Raw genomic sequence first — 13,736 nt, forward strand, 5'->3', positions numbered from 1 at the left:
GCGTCCTTGGTCGAGCCGACGGCCAGCGGCCGGCTTTTGTCCGACATAACCTGCGTGTGTCCCGATCATGCCCGAAGATCGGCCGGGGCGCGACTCCGGCGATGGCAGGATGACCGCATGCCCGCGCCGACGCCCTCGCTGCACCACTCGGTGCTGGACGAGCTCGGTTCGCAGATCGTGCGCGGCGAGCTCGCGCCGGGCACCACCTTCAGCGCCGACGAGCGTGCGGAGCGGCGCGGGGTCTCTCGCTCGGTGATGCGGGAGGCCGTGCGCGTCCTCGAGACGCTCGGGCTCGTGACGTCCCGCCGCCGCGCGGGGACGCGGGTCCAGCCTCCGGAGTGCTGGAACGCCCTGGACACGCGGGTCGTCGCGTGGGGACTGGACGGCCCGGACCGGCGGCGCCAGCTGCACCAGCTCAGCGAGCTCCGGCTCGGGGTGGAGCCGCTCGCCGCCCGGCTCGCCGCGGCGAACGCGACCGAGGAGCAACGGCGGGCGCTCACGGAGGCGGGCGACGCCCTCTCCACCCACTCCCGCGCAGCCGACCAGTCCGCCTACCTCGCCGCCGACACCGCCTTCCACCGCTCCCTCCTGGCCGCGTCCGGCAACCGGATGCTCGCGCAGCTGGGCGATCTGGTCGCCGAGGTCCTCGCCGGCCGCACCCGCAATGCGCTCATGCCGCGCGAGGCCGACTCCACCGCGGTGCGGCTGCACCGGGCGGTGGCCGCCGCCGTCGCCTCGGGCGACGCGGACGCTGCGGAGGCCGCGATGCGGGCGATCGTCGAGGAGTCGGACCGGGCGGTGCAGGAGAGCTGACGGGGTTGCACGCCCGCAGCGCCGCGCGCACAGTGGAGCGCATGGTCGAGGGATACACGTCCGCGCAAGTGCGGGCCGCCGAGGCTCCGCACCTGGCCCGGCGGGAGCCGCTGATGCAGCGCGCCGCCGACGGCCTCGCCCGCGAGCTGCGTCTCGTGCTCGCCGGGCGCTCCGACCGCTCCCGTCCGGCCTCGGTGCTCGTCCTGGTCGGTCCGGGCGACAACGGCGGTGACGCGCTCTACGCGGCCGCCGAGCTCTCCTCCTCCGGAACCGACGTCGTCCTCGTCCTCACGGCCGAGCGGGTGCACCGCCGGGGCCTCGCCGTGGCGCTCGACGAGGGCTGCGGGCAGGTGCCGGCCGACGACGCGCCCGGCCTCGCCGCGGCGGTGGCGCGGGCGGACGTCCTGGTCGACGGGATCCTCGGCATCGGAGCGACGAAGCCCGCGCTGCGGGGGCGGCCGCGCGTCGTCGTCGAGGCGGTGCTCGACGCGCTGGAGCGGCGGGCCGAGCGCCCGGTGGTCGTCGCGGTCGACCTGCCGAGCGGAATCCATCCCGACGACGGGTCGGTCCCCGATCCCACCGTGCTGCGCGCCGATGTGACGGTCGCCTTCGGCGCGATCAAGGCCGGTCTGCTGCTGCCTCCGGGCGACTCCTACGCGGGCCGTCTGCGCCTGGTCGACATCGGCCTCGGCCCGGACCTGGCCGGAGTGGAGCCCGCGGTCCGCGAGTGAGCGAGCGGCTCAGGAGGGAGCGAGGAGGTGCGCCTTCTCGGGGTGCTGCTCGAACCACTGCCCGACGTACCAGCACATCGGCACGACGCTCCGCCCGCCGGCGGCCTCGATGTCGGCGACGGCGAAGGAGACCAGCTCCCCGGCGAGCCCGCGGCCTCGGAAGGGCGGGGTCGTGAAGGAGCGGACGAGGGAGACGCTGCCGGGCGCCTCGCGGTAGTCGAGGACGCCCACCAAGGCGCCGTCGAGGTGGAGCTCGTAGCGCGACGCGTCGTCCGCCCGGCGGAAGTCCTTGGCCATGCCTCCAGAGTAGGACGGCCCGGACGGATCAGGCCTCGTCGCCGAGCATCTCGCCGTCGACGTAGAGCCAGCGACCGTCCTCGCGCAGGAAGCGGCTGCGCTCGTGCACGAGGCCGGGGCCGGCGGGCGAGCGGTAGGAGGCGCGGAACTCGACCAGGCCCTCCTCGTCGCCCTCCCCGCCGAACGAGGTGTCGACGATCTGGAGCCGGCGCCACTGCACGTCGGGATCGAGGTCGATGCGGCGCGGCCGGGTCGAGGGGTGCCAGCTCGCGAGCAGGTAGGGAGCGCTGCCGAGGACGTTCGCGCTGTAGCGGCTGCGCATCAGGCGCTCCGCCGTCGGCGAGGGCTCCTCGCCGAGGTGGGCGGGGCGGCAGCAGTCGGCGTAGTGGCGGCGGCTTCCGCAGGGGCAGGAGTCGGCGGGATGCATCCGGCCAGTGTGGCAGGCGATGCGGCGCCCCCGGTCCGGCGCGGCTCCGGCGAGCGCCGCGACTCCCCGGGCCGTCCAGGTGTGCATCCCCTCCACATCCGCTCCGCCGCCTTGAGGGTGCCGCCGGATCCCGGCAACGTGGCCCCCTCATCGACCACGGACGGAAGGAACGACCCGATGCTCACGCTCACCGACAACGCCAGCACCGTCGTCAAGACCATCACCGGGCAGACCGAGACCCCCGTCGAGGGAGGCCTGCGCATCAGCGGCACCGATCTCGACGCCCGCAACTTCGCTGTCGCGGTCGCCGCGGCCCCCGAGACGACGGACGCCGTCGTGGAGCAGGACGGAGCGCGCGTGTTCCTCGACGTCGCCGCCTGCGTCGCTCTCGGCGACAAGGTCCTCGACGCGCAGGTGGACGAGGGCGGCTCCATCAGCTTCGGGATCGCTCCCCAGGACTGACCCCGTCGACATCGGAGGCCGCCCCCACCGCAGTGCGGGAGGGCGGCCTCCGTCGTCCCAGGATCAGGAGAGGATGTCGCGGGTGGTGAAGCGGCCGATCGCGAGCGACCCGAACACGGCGACGTAGGCGAGCTGGAGCAGCGCGTTCTCGCCGAAGGAGCTCCACGCGATCGGGTCGCGCAGGAGGTCGGCGAAGTCGAACCACCGGTCGGTCAGCAGGAACGGGTGGAGGGCGTCCAGCTGCGAGAGCGAGCCGACGATCTGCGCCGCGATGGAGACGACGACGGTGGCCGCCATGGCGCCGACCGGCACATCGGTCAGCGTCGAGATGAAGAGGCCGATCGCCGAGAGCCCGACCAGCGAGAGCGCCGCGTACACGGCGATCGCCAGGGCCCGGCCGATCGCGTCGCCGAGCGGGACGGTGCTGCCGGAGAGCAGCGTCACCGGTCCCGCCGGGAAGAGTGCCAGGCCGATCAGGATCCCGACCACCATGACGGTGAGTGCTGCGGCGAGGCAGAAGGCGAGGGAGGCGGCGAACTTCACCGCGAGCAGCCGCACGCGGCCGACGGGGCTGACCAGCAGGTAGCGCAGCGTCCCGAGCGAGGCCTCGCCCGCGATCGCGTCGCCGGCAACGACCCCGACCGTGAGCGGGAGGAACAGCGGGACGGCGACCGTGATGGCCGCGAAGCCGGTGAAGAGGCCGTTGCCGGCGATCGCGCCCACGAAAGAGGGCCCGCCTCCGTCCCCGCCCGAGAGCCGCACTGCGACGGCGAGCAGGATCGGGATGGCGGCCAGGGCCGCGAGCAGCGCCCAGGTGCGGCGCCGGCGGAAGAGCAGGGCGAGCTCGGAGGCGAGCAGGGACCCGATCCCTGCGCGGCGGACGGTCGCGTCAGCGCTCGACATCGAAGCCCTCCCCGGTCAGCTCGACGAAGCGCTCCTCGAGCGAGGGGCGGCGGACGGCGAACCCGCGGACGCGGACGTCGGCCCGCACGAGGTCGGCGACCAGCGCCTCGGCCGCGAGCCCGGGCGGCAGAGCGGCGACGACCAGCGGCGGATCGGCGGGGTGCGGGCCCGGCGCGGTGCGCGGCTCCAGACCCCGGGTGTGCAGGGCCACGATCGCGCGCTCGCGGTCGGGCGTCAGCAGCTCGACCGAGGCGGCGTCCCCGCGCAGCTCGTCCAGCCCGCCCTGGGCGACGAGGCGCCCTGTGCGCATGACGGCGGCGTGGGTGCAGAGCTGCTCGATCTCGGCGAGGAGGTGGCTGGAGACGAGGACGGTCGTGCCGTCCTGGTTCAGTCCGCGCACAAGGGCGCGGACCTCGCGGGTGCCCTGCGGGTCGAGGCCGTTCGTGGGCTCGTCCAGCACGATCAGGTCGCGCGGCGAGAGGAGGGCGACCGCGATGCCGAGCCGCTGCTTCATGCCCAGGGAGTAGGAGCCGACCTTCTTGCGCGCCGCGGCCGAGAGGCCGACGCGGGCGAGGGCCTCCTTCGCGCGGGCGTCGCGGGTGCGGGACGAGGTGCCCGCCTCCGCGGCGTCGAAGCGCCGGAGGTTGGCCGCTCCGGAGAGGAACGGGTAGAAGCCCGGCCCCTCGACCAGCGCCCCCACTCGGGGCAGGACCTCGGCCGCGCGCCGGGGCATGGCCTGCCCGAGGACGGTGATGCTGCCCGCGGTCGGCGCGGCGAGGGCGAGCAGCATCCGGATCGTCGTGGTCTTGCCCGAGCCGTTCGGGCCGAGGAAGCCGAAGACGGCGCCGCGGGGAACGGCGAGGTCGAGACCGGAGACCGCCTCCTGGCGCCCGAAGCGTTTGGTGAGGCCCCGCGTCTCGACTGCGAGCTCGCCCGCCGTCACCGAGCGGAGGCCGCGTCGCGGAGCGTCTCGGCCGGGACCGCGCCGGCGAGGACGCGTCCGTCGTCGGTGACGAGGACGGTCAGCAGGGCGGAGGAGAGGATGCGGCCGCCGTCGACCGGCGTGGTGACAGCGTCGAGCGAGGAGAGCGCGTCGGCGTCACCGGCGGGCAGCTCGACGACGCTCGTCCAGCCGGAGCCCGTGGTGACGACGTCGGAGTGCTCGGCCGTGCCCGCGGCGGGCGCGTCGGAGGCGTCCGCCGCGTCGTCGACCGGAGCGGCCTGCTCCGTCACCTCGGCGCCGGCCGGGGGCGTGAAGGAGAAGAGGGACGCGTCGGGTGTCGAGAAGTCGATGCTCGTGTACGCGACGCTGAACGAGGGCGCGGTGCCCCCGCGGGCGGTCACGGCTACCCCGAGCGGGAGGCCCGTCTCGCCGTCGACCGAGACGGTCACGGAGCCCACGAGGGTGCCGCCGTCGCGGGGCGTGAGCACGAGCTCGTACGCGTCGCGCCCGGCGACGCTGACGTCCGAGCCGACCGCGACTGTGGTCGTCGGGTCGATCGCGGCGAGCAGCTGCTCGGCGGCGGACGACGGCGTGACGACCTGAGCGCCCGGCGAGGCCTCGGGGGCTCCGCCCGCGGGAGGCACGAGGTGGGTGGCGGTGTTCGCGCTCGAGTCGTAGATCCAGACTCCGTCGGTCGTCGAGGCGACGACGTCGCGCTCGGCCAGCCGGTCGAGCACCTGGAGGCGCGCGCCCTTCTCGGCGTCGACGTACACGCGCGCCTGGTGCGAGCCCGTGGCGAGCTCGACGACGGAGTCGGCGGGGTCGGCGGACGCCGAGCCGGCGGAGCCGCCGAGCGCCGAGAGGTCGGGCAGGCCGAGGTCCGAGGTCTGCTGGATCTCGCCGGAGAACGCCGTGGCGTCGCTCTCGGCGACGAAGGCGAGGAGGTCGGCGGCGGACTTCTCGGGGAGGTCCCCCGCGGCGCTCGCCGAGAGGGGGAGGGCGACGGCCGCGGCGACGACGACCGCGGGGACGACGGCGACGGGCGTCCAGCGCTTCCAGTCAATGCTCATGCCGGGAACGCTACGCCTCGAACCTCCGCGGCGGGCCCGGAACGTCCCGGTCCACAGCCTTCCGGAAGGGGGTGCGGTCGGAGACCGCGGCCGGGATGATCAGGGCATGGACCTCCCGTTCGCGCTCCCCCTCGCCCCGATGCTCGCCAAGGCCGTTCCGGCGGTGCCGGAGCAGACCGCAGTCGAGGGCGGATACTCCTACGAGCCGAAGTGGGACGGGTTCCGCGCGATCGTCTCGGTCTCCGGCGGCGAGTGCGAGATCGGGAGCCGCGGCTCCAAGCCGCTGACCCGGTACTTCCCCGAGCTCGTCGAGGCCTTCCTCCGGCTGCTCCCCGACGGCTGCGTGCTCGACGGCGAGATCGTCCTGGCGACCGGCGAGCCGGGAGCGCAGCGGCTCGACTGGGACCTGCTCTCGCAGCGCATCCATCCGGCCGCGAGCCGCGTGAGGATGCTGGCGGAGACCACCCCGGCGATGCTCGTCGCCTTCGACCTGCTCGCCGTGGACGGGCGCAGCATGCTCGAGGAGCCGTACTCGGCGCGGCGGGAGGCGCTCGCCGCGGTGATGGCCGGCGTCCCGCATCCGCTGCACCTCGGCCGCGCCACCGACGACGAGGCCCTGGCGCGCGACTGGCTGGAGCGCTTCGAGGGCGCAGGACTGGACGGCGTCGTGGCGAAGCCCCTGGCCGCGCCCTACTCCCCCGGGAAGCGCGCCGTGCTCAAGGTCAAGCACCACCGCACGGCCGACGTGATCGCGATCGGGTACCGCGAGCACGCCTCCAAGCCGGGCGTGGGCTCGATCCTGCTCGGCCTGCACGGCGACGACGGAGAGGTCCGCCAGGTCGGCGGGGCCTCGGCCTTCAGCGACGAGCGTCGCGTGCAGCTGCTGGAGGAGCTCGCGCCCGCGGTCGAGCGCGACGCGGAGGGAGCACCGGTGCGCGGCGAGGGCGAGCGGAGCCGGTTCTCGAGCGGCCGCGACACCTCCTTCGTGCGCCTGCGTCCCGAGCTCGTGCTCGAGGTCCGCTACGACCAGCGCGAGGGCGACCGCTTCCGGCACACCGTGCAGTTCGAGCGCTGGCGCCCTGACCGCGACGCCGCCTCCTGCACCATGGAGCAGCTGGAGCAGCCGACCGCGTACGACCTCGGCGACGTCCTCGGCTAGGCCTTCTTCGCGCGGCTGGGCTGCACGCGGGGCGGCTCGCCCGGCATCTTGGGGAAGTCGGGCGGGAACGGCAGCTCGCCGAGGCCGGCGGCGACATCGCGCTCCCACCAGCCGAGCAGGGCGTCGAGGTGACCGGGGGCGTCGTGCATCCGGGCCCACGGATCACCGCGCTCGGCGAGGCGCGCCGGGACCGTGCGGATCGTGAAGGCCCGCGGGTCGACGCCGTCGAGCTCGTCCCAGTCCAGCGGAGTGGAGACGGGAGCGTGCGCGAGCGGCCGCGGGCTGTAGGCACCGGCGATCGTGCGGTCGCGGTTGGCCTGGTTGAAGTCGACGAAGATCCGCTCGCCGCGCTCCTCCTTCCACCACGCCGTCGTGACCTGCTCGGGCATCCGCCGCTCCAGCTCGCGCGCCGCGGCGATCACCGCGTGGCGGACGTCGAGGAACTCGTGCTCGGCGACGATCGGCGCGAAGACGTGCAGGCCGCGGTTGCCGGACGTCTTCACGAACGGGTCGAGGCCGGCCTCCCGCAGGACCTCCCGCAGCGCGTGCGCGGCGACGACCGCGTCGGCGACGTCGGTGCCGGGCTGCGGGTCGAGGTCGATCCGGAGCTGGTCGGGCAGGTCGGGCGCATCGGCGCGGGACGCCCACGGGTGGAAGACGACGGTGTTCATCTGCGCCGCCCAGACGGCGGCCGCGGGCTCGTCGATCACGAGCTGCGGATGCACCCGCCCGCTCGGGTACGTCACCGGGACCGACCGGACGTACTCGGGCGCGCCCTTGGGCGGATTCTTCGAGAAGAACTGCTCGCCCTCGATCCCGGAGGAGAAGCGCTGCAGCGAGACGGGGCGGCCGCCGTTCGCCGCGACGAACGGCTCGCCGACGGCGATCAGGTACTCCGCGACCTCGCGCTTGGTGATGCCCGGCTCCGGGAACAGCACGCGCTCGGGGCTCGAGATCCGCACCTCCCGGTCGCCGTGCGGTCCGGGGACGGTGAGGACGACGGCGTCGCTGCTGGGCATCTGCTGAGGCTAGCCCGCGGCGCCGCCCGGCGACAGGGGTCCGCCGGGGCGCCGCCGCAGCCGGATCGGGCCCTTCGCCCGCGAGGGGTCGACGACCTGTCCGCCCTGCACGATGTCGATCTCGCCCCGGTCGACCAGGCGGCGCGCGGCCCGGCGCACGGGCTCCATCAGCGGCCGCCACTCCTCGCCGCCGACCCGGCGCGCGACCTCGGACGGGCACGCCGTCGACGACGCCGCTCGCGCGAGCAGGACGGTGCGGATCTCCTCCTCGAGGCGCGCCTCCTCCGGTCCGACTCCGCGACGGCGGCAGGCGTCCGAGCAGTAGCGGACGTCCTCCCAGTCGCGCGCCCACTTCGCGCGCCACTCGATCTCGCGACCGCAGGAGGCGCAGGTCTTGCTCTCGGGATGCGCGGTGGACGTGCGCTGACGGTGGGCCATGCCCTCGAGTCTGCGCGCAGACCGCGGCCGCAGCGACGGGTTGCGCTGAGGGCGAGCGACGGGTGCGCGGACGCCGGCGCCGACGACGCGCACCCGATCCGGCGTGATCGGGAACAGGGAGCGGCGGATCGGCGTTCCCCGAGGTGGCGGCGTCATACTCCGCAATGGGGCGGCCCTCCCCCGGCCTGTGCGCCAGTCTGGAGGAGCCGTGCTGCGGCGCGACGGCGGGCCACCACCCCGTGCCGCACCCTCGATCGATCAGGAGTCTCCGATGAGCCGCGAGAACCTCGCCACCACCCCGGACCGCGAGCCGGAGCACCGCGCCTTCGCCGGACTATCCCCGGAGGACTTCAAGCTCGCGTTCCGCAACCACGCCGCCGGAGTCGCGCTGATCACCGCCGACCCGGGCACCGGCCCGGTCGCCCTGACCGCGACCTCCGTCTTCTCGGTGAGCGCCGAGCCGCCGCTGTTCGTCTTCTCGCTCTCGTCCGCCTCGTCCAGCTCTCCGGCCATCCAGGCGTCCGAGACGCTGGTCGTGCACCTGCTCGGGGCGGAGCAGCTCGACCTGGCGCGTCTGGGCTCGACCAGCGGCATCGACCGCTTCGCCGACACGTCGCTCTGGTCGCGGCTGCCCACGGGCGAGCCGTTCTTCCCGGGTGCCGCCGCCTGGATCCGCGGCACGGTGATCAACCGCATGGAGGCGGGATCGTCCACGATCGTCGCCGTGCACGCCCTCGAGGCCCACGTACCCGAGGACTCCGAGACCACGGCGCCGCTCGTCTACCACAACCGCACCTGGCACCACCTCGGCGAGCACTCCCGCCTCAGCTGAGCTCCGCGGGCGCTCCGGAGCAGGCGGTTCAGGCCTCCGGGCCGGTCGCCACCGTCCGGCCCGGCGTGCTCGACCACTGCGACCAGGAGCCCGGGTAGAGCGCCGGCGCGAAGCCCGCGAGCGTGAGCGCGACGACGTCGACCGCGGCCGAGACGCCGCTACCGCAGTACACGCCGACGGGGGCGTGCTCCCGCACGCCGAGCGCCTCGAATCCGGCGCGCAGGTCGGAGGCGGGCCGGAACCGCCCCTCGGAGTCGAGCGCCGCGGACGCGGGAGCGTTCCGAGCGCCGGGGATGTGGCCCGCCCGCGGGTCGATCGGCTCGACCTCGCCGCGGTACCGCTCAGGGGCGCGGGCGTCGAGCAGGACGCCCGCCGAGGGCAGCGCCGCCGCCTCGTCGATGTCCAGCACCGGGAGCCGACCGTAGGCCAGCTCGACGTCGCCCCGCTCGCGAGGGACGCCGCCCGTCTCGAGCTCCCGCCCTGAGCGGATCCAGCCGGCGAGCGACCCGTCGAGCAGGCGGACGTCCTCCACTCCTGTCGCCCGCAGCAGCCACCAGGCCCGCGCGGCCGGGACGCTCTGCGCGTCGTCGTACACGACGACGGACCGGCCCCGGCTGAGCCCCCAGCCGCGCGCCGCCTCCTGCAGCACCTCGATCGGAGGCAGCGGGTGGCGCCCCTCCTCCGGCTCGCCGTGGGCGGCCAGCTCGTGATCGAGGTCGACGTGCACCGCGCCGGGCAGGTGACCCGCGAGGTACTCCGGGCGGCCGTCGGGCCGGTCGAGACGCCATCGCACGTCGAGGACGAGCGGCGGCTCGGTGGAGGCCATGAGCTCGGCGAGCTCGTCGGGGGTGACCAGCAGGCTCTCGCGGCTGGAGGGGGTCGTCGGGGTCATGGCGTCCTTCCGATCCGCGTCGTCGGCGGAGTCCTGCCCCAGCATGCCGGGTCGCCCGGCGGCGCGGGAGCGGCCGGTGCACCGACCGGCCACGACCGCCACAGAGGAGGAAAGGAGAGACTCGGAACTCCCGCCCTCTCGATGGGCACGGGTCAGTTCCGGCGGGGTGCGCCTGGAAGATCCTGACAGGGGACGCCGTCCCCGTCCCCATCCAGGTTGCCGGCGTTGGCGTAGGTCTGGAACCAGGCGTTCGCTTCTGCCCAGTTCGAGAATGACCGGCACGTCCTGATCGGCCCATTCGGTCGCGGACCCGGCGCCGGCGCCGCGGCCTGCGCGCTCGCCCAGAGTGCGCGGCCCTGCGGCGAGTAGATCACCAGATTGCCGTCGTTCTGCATGACCATCCGGGAGCCCGGGCTGCCCGCCGTGCCGGACTGCCAGCGCGCTCCGCCGGAGCCCGCGTAGACCACGGCGTTGCCGTCGGACTGCATCTCGAGCCGGTTGCCGCCTCCGGACGTGCCGGCCGCCCAGCGGGCCGAGCCGCGCGAGTACACGACGAGGTTGCCGTCGCCCTGCATGACCGCCTCGCTCCCTCCGTCGGAGGAGTGCAGCAGCTGTCCGGACGCGAGCCGGCTCCCGGAGGAGAGGGTGTCCCGGACGGCGGGCGCGGGCGGCGCCGGAGGGGTGTCGCTCGCCCACAGCGCGCGGCCCGAGGCGGAGTAGACGACCAGGTTGCCGTCGTTCTGCATCTGCAGGCGGGATCCCGGGTTGCCCGCCGTACCCGAGGCCCACAGGGGTCGGCCCGAGGCGGAGGTGACCACGGCGTTGCCGTCCGACTGCATCGAGAGCGTCTCGCCCTCGCCCTGGGTGCCGGCGCCCCAGCGGACGTCCCCCCGCGAGTAGACCGCGAGATTGCCGTCGCCCTGCAGGGAGGCGCGCGACCGGCCGTCCGGCGAGGTGAGCTGCTGTCCCCGGCTGAGCCGCGAGCCGGAGGAGAGGACGTCGCGGATCTCAGGCGCGCGCGAGGTCGAGCTCGCCCAGAGCGGCCGTCCGGAGGCGGCGGTGATCACCAGGTTGCCGTCGTTCTGCATCCGCATCCGCGCGCCCGGGTTCCCGGGCGTTCCCGCCTGCCAGCGCACGCCGGACCCGGGGGCCGAGACCACCGCGTTCCCGTCGGTCTGCATCGCGAGGCGGTTGCCCGCTCCGGAGGTGACGGAGCTCCAGCGCGGCGATCCGTCCACGGAGACGACGAGATTGCCGTCGCTCTGCATCGCGGCGCGCGAGCGGCCGTCCGAGGCGGTCAGCTGCTGTCCCGGAGCGAGCTCGCGCCCGCTGTCGAGGACGTCGGCGATCGGCTCCGGCTCGGGCGCCTGCTCGTCGGCCGAGGACCAGGCCGTGTCCCCGTTCGGGCGGACGAGCACGAGCTGCCCGTCGTCCTGGATGAGGGCGAGCGCGCCGGTCTCTCCCGCGGTCCCGGACGCCCAGACGGGCGTGCCGGAGCCGGTCACGACGACGAGGTTGCCGTCCTCCTGCATCCGCACCGTGGTCGCTCCGGTGCCCTGGGTCCTGGTGCTCCAGACGGGGCGGCGCCCGGCGTCGTAGATCACGGCGTTGCCGTCCGCCTGCATCTCGAAGCTCGCGGAGTCTCCGTTCGAGAAGATGCGCTCCCCCGCGTCGAGCGAGTCGCCGCCGAGGAGAGCGTTCGTGTAGGTCTGCGATCCGCGCGCCTCTGCGGGCGGAGTCTCCCCCGGGACGAAGGCGGTCGGAGTCTCGGCGACGGCCTGCGTCGCGAGGGCGGACGGCGCCAGAGCGGCGGAACCGCCCGCGGCGAGCAGGCAGGCGAGGGCCATCGCCGCGAGGCGATGAGGAGGTCGTGGCACGGAGAGCCCTTTCGGAGGCGGCGGCGGCGGAAGCCGGGGTCGAGCGGAGCCTGGCACGCGCTCGCCACGGCCGTCCATCCGGGCCGCGCGGAACCACTCAGCCGGAGCGGGCGATCCGCGCCGGCTGCGCGGGCGCCACCTCCGGACCACGGAGCCTCCGGCCGGCTCGCGCGCCCCGGTCGGGGGCGGCGGCGATCGACGCGGATCGACGGAGGACGTGCTCCCACGGCCGGAGCGCACTCCGCGCGGGCGCCCCGGGAGGCGGCTCGGACCTCCCGCGGCACGGAGGAGGTCCCCGTTCCTCCTAAAATCGGAGGCATGTCGAAAGTGTTGAGCAGTCTGCCCGTGGGCGAGCGTGTCGGAATCGCATTCTCGGGAGGCCTCGACACATCCGTCGCCGTCGCCTGGATGCGCGAGAAGGGCGCGGTGCCCTGCACGTACACGGCCGACATCGGCCAGTACGACGAGCCCGACATCGAGAGCGTCCCGTCCCGCGCGGCCCAGTACGGCGCCGAGATCTCGCGCCTCGTCGACGCGAAGAGCGCGCTGGTCGAGGAGGGGCTCGTCGCCCTGCAGTGCGGCGCTTTCCACATCCGCTCCGGCGGCAAGACCTACTTCAACACCACCCCCCTCGGCCGCGCCGTGACCGGCACCCTCCTCGTCCGCGCCATGCGCGAGGACGGCGTCGACATCTGGGGCGACGGCTCGACCTACAAGGGCAACGACATCGAGCGGTTCTACCGCTACGGCCTGCTCGCCAACCCCCGCCTGCGCATCTACAAGCCCTGGCTCGACGTGCAGTTCGTCAACGAGCTCGGCGGCCGCACCGAGATGTCGGAGTGGCTGGTCGCCCGCGGCTTCCCCTACCGCGACGCCACCGAGAAGGCCTACTCGACCGACGCCAACATCTGGGGCGCCACCCACGAGGCCAAGCGCCTCGAGGAGCTCTCCAGCGGCCTCGAGCTCGTCGAGCCGATCATGGGGGTCGCGTCGTGGCGTGACGAGGTCGAGATCGCCTCCGAGGTCGTCTCGGTGCGCTTCGAGGCCGGCCGCCCCGTCGCGCTGAACGGCGTCGAGTTCTCGGACGCCGTCGCGCTCGTGCTCGAGGCGAACGCGATCGGCGGACGCCACGGGCTCGGCGTCTCGGACCAGATCGAGAACCGGATCATCGAGGCCAAGAGCCGCGGCATCTACGAGGCCCCCGGCATGGCGCTGCTGCACATCGCCTACGAGCGCCTGCTGAACGCGATCCACAACGAGGACACCGTCGCCCAGTACCACTCGGAGGGCCGCCGTCTCGGCCGCCTGATGTACGAGGGCCGCTGGCTCGACCCGCAGTCGCTGATGCTGCGCGAGTCCATCCAGCGCTGGGTCGGCTCGGCCGTCTCCGGGGAGGTCACCCTGCGTCTGCGCCGCGGCGACGACTACACGATCCTCGACACGACCGGCCCCGCGCTGAGCTACCACCCGGACAAGCTCTCGATGGAGCGGGTCGGCGACGCCGCCTTCGGCCCCGAGGACCGCATCGGGCAGCTCACGATGCGCAACCTCGACATCGCCGACTCCCGCTCGCGGCTCGAGCAGTACGCGGCCGCCGGCCTCGTCGGCGGTCCGACCGCCGAGCTCGTCGGCGAGCTCGAGATCGGCGAGGCCGACGCGATCACCGAGGGCGGCGGGTCCGCAGCGGCCGATGCGCTCGGACGCGCCACCGACCTGGCCTCGGAGGGTGCGGCGTTCGACGCCGGAACCGACTGACCCCGTCCGACGCCCCCGCGCGCATCCGTCCCACCGGGACGCGAGGCGCACGGGGGCGTCGTGCTGTGCGGGCCGACCCGGCGCGCCGGCTGCGAGGGCGGGCCCGGCGCGAGAGCGG

Annotated in this window: 15 protein-coding genes; 6 read left to right on the forward strand and 9 right to left on the reverse strand. The window is 74.6% G+C overall.

Annotation, left to right across the window (positions count from 1 at the left end; all coding sequences use genetic code 11):
* Nucleotides 1–117: 117 nt before the first annotated feature.
* Together C5C57_RS07430 and C5C57_RS07435 are read left to right on the forward strand one after the other, a co-directional pair.
* Nucleotides 118–813: a FadR/GntR family transcriptional regulator gene (locus C5C57_RS07430; RefSeq protein ID WP_104225394.1), complete on the forward strand. Its 696-nt coding sequence runs from the start codon at nt 118–120 to the stop codon at nt 811–813.
* 41 nt (nt 814–854) lie between these two features.
* Nucleotides 855–1,544, forward strand: coding sequence for an NAD(P)H-hydrate epimerase (locus tag C5C57_RS07435; protein ID WP_104247159.1), 690 nt, complete (start codon nt 855–857; stop codon nt 1,542–1,544).
* Nucleotides 1,545–1,553: 9 nt separating this feature from the next.
* Here C5C57_RS07435 and C5C57_RS07440 read toward each other — a convergent pair whose 3' ends face one another.
* On the reverse strand, nt 1,554–1,841 hold the full coding sequence (locus C5C57_RS07440; RefSeq protein ID WP_104225396.1) for a GNAT family N-acetyltransferase: 288 nt from the start codon (nt 1,839–1,841) through the stop codon (nt 1,554–1,556).
* A 28-nt stretch (nt 1,842–1,869) separates the two neighbouring features.
* Nucleotides 1,870–2,268 (reverse strand): YchJ family protein, encoded by a 399-nt coding sequence (locus C5C57_RS07445; RefSeq protein ID WP_104225449.1) that lies wholly within the window; start codon nt 2,266–2,268, stop codon nt 1,870–1,872.
* Between the two features lie 177 nt (nt 2,269–2,445).
* Between C5C57_RS07445 and C5C57_RS07450 the strand changes: the two genes are divergently transcribed.
* Nucleotides 2,446–2,730 (forward strand): hypothetical protein, encoded by a 285-nt coding sequence (locus C5C57_RS07450; protein WP_104247160.1) that lies wholly within the window; start codon nt 2,446–2,448, stop codon nt 2,728–2,730.
* A gap of 63 nt (nt 2,731–2,793) precedes the next feature.
* On the opposite strand, the gene C5C57_RS07455 is transcribed toward C5C57_RS07450, so the two are convergent.
* The 3 genes from C5C57_RS07455 to C5C57_RS07465 are packed head-to-tail and all read right to left on the reverse strand — an operon-like array spanning nt 2,794 to nt 5,646.
* Nucleotides 2,794–3,633, reverse strand: a complete 840-nt coding sequence (locus C5C57_RS07455) for an ABC transporter permease (protein ID WP_104247161.1) — start codon at nt 3,631–3,633, stop codon at nt 2,794–2,796.
* Nucleotides 3,620–4,576: an ABC transporter ATP-binding protein gene (locus tag C5C57_RS07460; protein ID WP_104247162.1), complete on the reverse strand. Its 957-nt coding sequence runs from the start codon at nt 4,574–4,576 to the stop codon at nt 3,620–3,622. The genes C5C57_RS07455 and C5C57_RS07460 overlap by 14 nt, the downstream gene beginning before the upstream one ends.
* Nucleotides 4,573–5,646, reverse strand: coding sequence for a DUF2092 domain-containing protein (locus C5C57_RS07465; protein WP_104247163.1), 1,074 nt, complete (start codon nt 5,644–5,646; stop codon nt 4,573–4,575). The genes C5C57_RS07460 and C5C57_RS07465 overlap by 4 nt, the downstream gene beginning before the upstream one ends.
* A 106-nt stretch (nt 5,647–5,752) precedes the next feature.
* On the opposite strand from C5C57_RS07465, the gene C5C57_RS07470 reads away from it, so the two are divergent.
* Complete coding sequence (locus C5C57_RS07470) at nt 5,753–6,805, forward strand: ATP-dependent DNA ligase (RefSeq protein ID WP_104247164.1); 1,053 nt, start codon at nt 5,753–5,755, stop codon at nt 6,803–6,805.
* On the opposite strand, the gene ligD is transcribed toward C5C57_RS07470, so the two are convergent.
* Both ligD and C5C57_RS07480 read right to left on the reverse strand, forming a co-directional pair.
* Nucleotides 6,802–7,824: a non-homologous end-joining DNA ligase gene (gene ligD, locus C5C57_RS07475; RefSeq protein ID WP_181027141.1), complete on the reverse strand. Its 1,023-nt coding sequence runs from the start codon at nt 7,822–7,824 to the stop codon at nt 6,802–6,804. The two genes, C5C57_RS07470 and ligD, sit on opposite strands and share 4 nt — an antisense overlap.
* Before the next feature lie 9 nt (nt 7,825–7,833).
* Complete coding sequence (locus C5C57_RS07480; protein WP_104233370.1) at nt 7,834–8,262, reverse strand: DUF2256 and DUF3253 domain-containing protein; 429 nt, start codon at nt 8,260–8,262, stop codon at nt 7,834–7,836.
* A 271-nt stretch (nt 8,263–8,533) separates the two neighbouring features.
* Between C5C57_RS07480 and C5C57_RS07485 the strand changes: the two genes are divergently transcribed.
* Nucleotides 8,534–9,094 carry a flavin reductase family protein gene (locus tag C5C57_RS07485; protein ID WP_104222547.1) on the forward strand — a complete coding sequence of 187 codons (561 nt, stop codon included), beginning with the start codon at nt 8,534–8,536 and terminating at the stop codon, nt 9,092–9,094.
* 28 nt (nt 9,095–9,122) lie between these two features.
* Here the strand turns inward: C5C57_RS07485 and C5C57_RS07490 are convergent, their stop codons facing one another.
* Together C5C57_RS07490 and C5C57_RS07495 are read right to left on the reverse strand one after the other, a co-directional pair.
* Nucleotides 9,123–9,986 carry a sulfurtransferase gene (locus tag C5C57_RS07490; RefSeq protein WP_104247184.1) on the reverse strand — a complete coding sequence of 288 codons (864 nt, stop codon included), beginning with the start codon at nt 9,984–9,986 and terminating at the stop codon, nt 9,123–9,125.
* A 152-nt stretch (nt 9,987–10,138) separates the two neighbouring features.
* Complete coding sequence (locus tag C5C57_RS07495; protein WP_181069114.1) at nt 10,139–11,833, reverse strand: hypothetical protein; 1,695 nt, start codon at nt 11,831–11,833, stop codon at nt 10,139–10,141.
* Nucleotides 11,834–12,181: 348 nt separating this feature from the next.
* Between C5C57_RS07495 and argG the strand changes: the two genes are divergently transcribed.
* Nucleotides 12,182–13,618: an argininosuccinate synthase gene (argG, locus tag C5C57_RS07500; RefSeq protein ID WP_104222545.1), complete on the forward strand. Its 1,437-nt coding sequence runs from the start codon at nt 12,182–12,184 to the stop codon at nt 13,616–13,618.
* Nucleotides 13,619–13,736: the final 118 nt, after the last annotated feature.

Origin of the sequence: Rathayibacter sp. AY1C5 (genome assembly GCF_002931705.1) — a bacterium.
In the GTDB taxonomy this organism is placed as follows: domain Bacteria; phylum Actinomycetota; class Actinomycetes; order Actinomycetales; family Microbacteriaceae; genus Rathayibacter.

Excerpts from the sequence above, each read along its gene's own strand:
- C5C57_RS07430 (WP_104225394.1), top strand. The coding sequence starts at position 118 with ATGCCCGCGCCGACGCCCTCGCTGCACCACTCGGTGCTGGACGAGCTC.
- C5C57_RS07435 (WP_104247159.1), top strand. The coding sequence starts at position 855 with ATGGTCGAGGGATACACGTCCGCGCAAGTGCGGGCCGCCGAGGCTCCG.
- C5C57_RS07440 (WP_104225396.1), bottom strand. The coding sequence starts at position 1,841 with ATGGCCAAGGACTTCCGCCGGGCGGACGACGCGTCGCGCTACGAGCTC.
- C5C57_RS07445 (WP_104225449.1), bottom strand. The coding sequence starts at position 2,268 with ATGCATCCCGCCGACTCCTGCCCCTGCGGAAGCCGCCGCCACTACGCC.
- C5C57_RS07450 (WP_104247160.1), top strand. The coding sequence starts at position 2,446 with ATGCTCACGCTCACCGACAACGCCAGCACCGTCGTCAAGACCATCACC.
- C5C57_RS07455 (WP_104247161.1), bottom strand. The coding sequence starts at position 3,633 with ATGTCGAGCGCTGACGCGACCGTCCGCCGCGCAGGGATCGGGTCCCTG.
- C5C57_RS07465 (WP_104247163.1), bottom strand. The coding sequence starts at position 5,646 with ATGAGCATTGACTGGAAGCGCTGGACGCCCGTCGCCGTCGTCCCCGCG.
- C5C57_RS07470 (WP_104247164.1), top strand. The coding sequence starts at position 5,753 with ATGGACCTCCCGTTCGCGCTCCCCCTCGCCCCGATGCTCGCCAAGGCC.
- ligD (WP_181027141.1), bottom strand. The coding sequence starts at position 7,824 with ATGCCCAGCAGCGACGCCGTCGTCCTCACCGTCCCCGGACCGCACGGC.
- C5C57_RS07480 (WP_104233370.1), bottom strand. The coding sequence starts at position 8,262 with ATGGCCCACCGTCAGCGCACGTCCACCGCGCATCCCGAGAGCAAGACC.
- C5C57_RS07485 (WP_104222547.1), top strand. The coding sequence starts at position 8,534 with ATGAGCCGCGAGAACCTCGCCACCACCCCGGACCGCGAGCCGGAGCAC.
- C5C57_RS07490 (WP_104247184.1), bottom strand. The coding sequence starts at position 9,986 with ATGACCCCGACGACCCCCTCCAGCCGCGAGAGCCTGCTGGTCACCCCC.
- C5C57_RS07495 (WP_181069114.1), bottom strand. The coding sequence starts at position 11,833 with ATGGCCCTCGCCTGCCTGCTCGCCGCGGGCGGTTCCGCCGCTCTGGCG.
- argG (WP_104222545.1), top strand. The coding sequence starts at position 12,182 with ATGTCGAAAGTGTTGAGCAGTCTGCCCGTGGGCGAGCGTGTCGGAATC.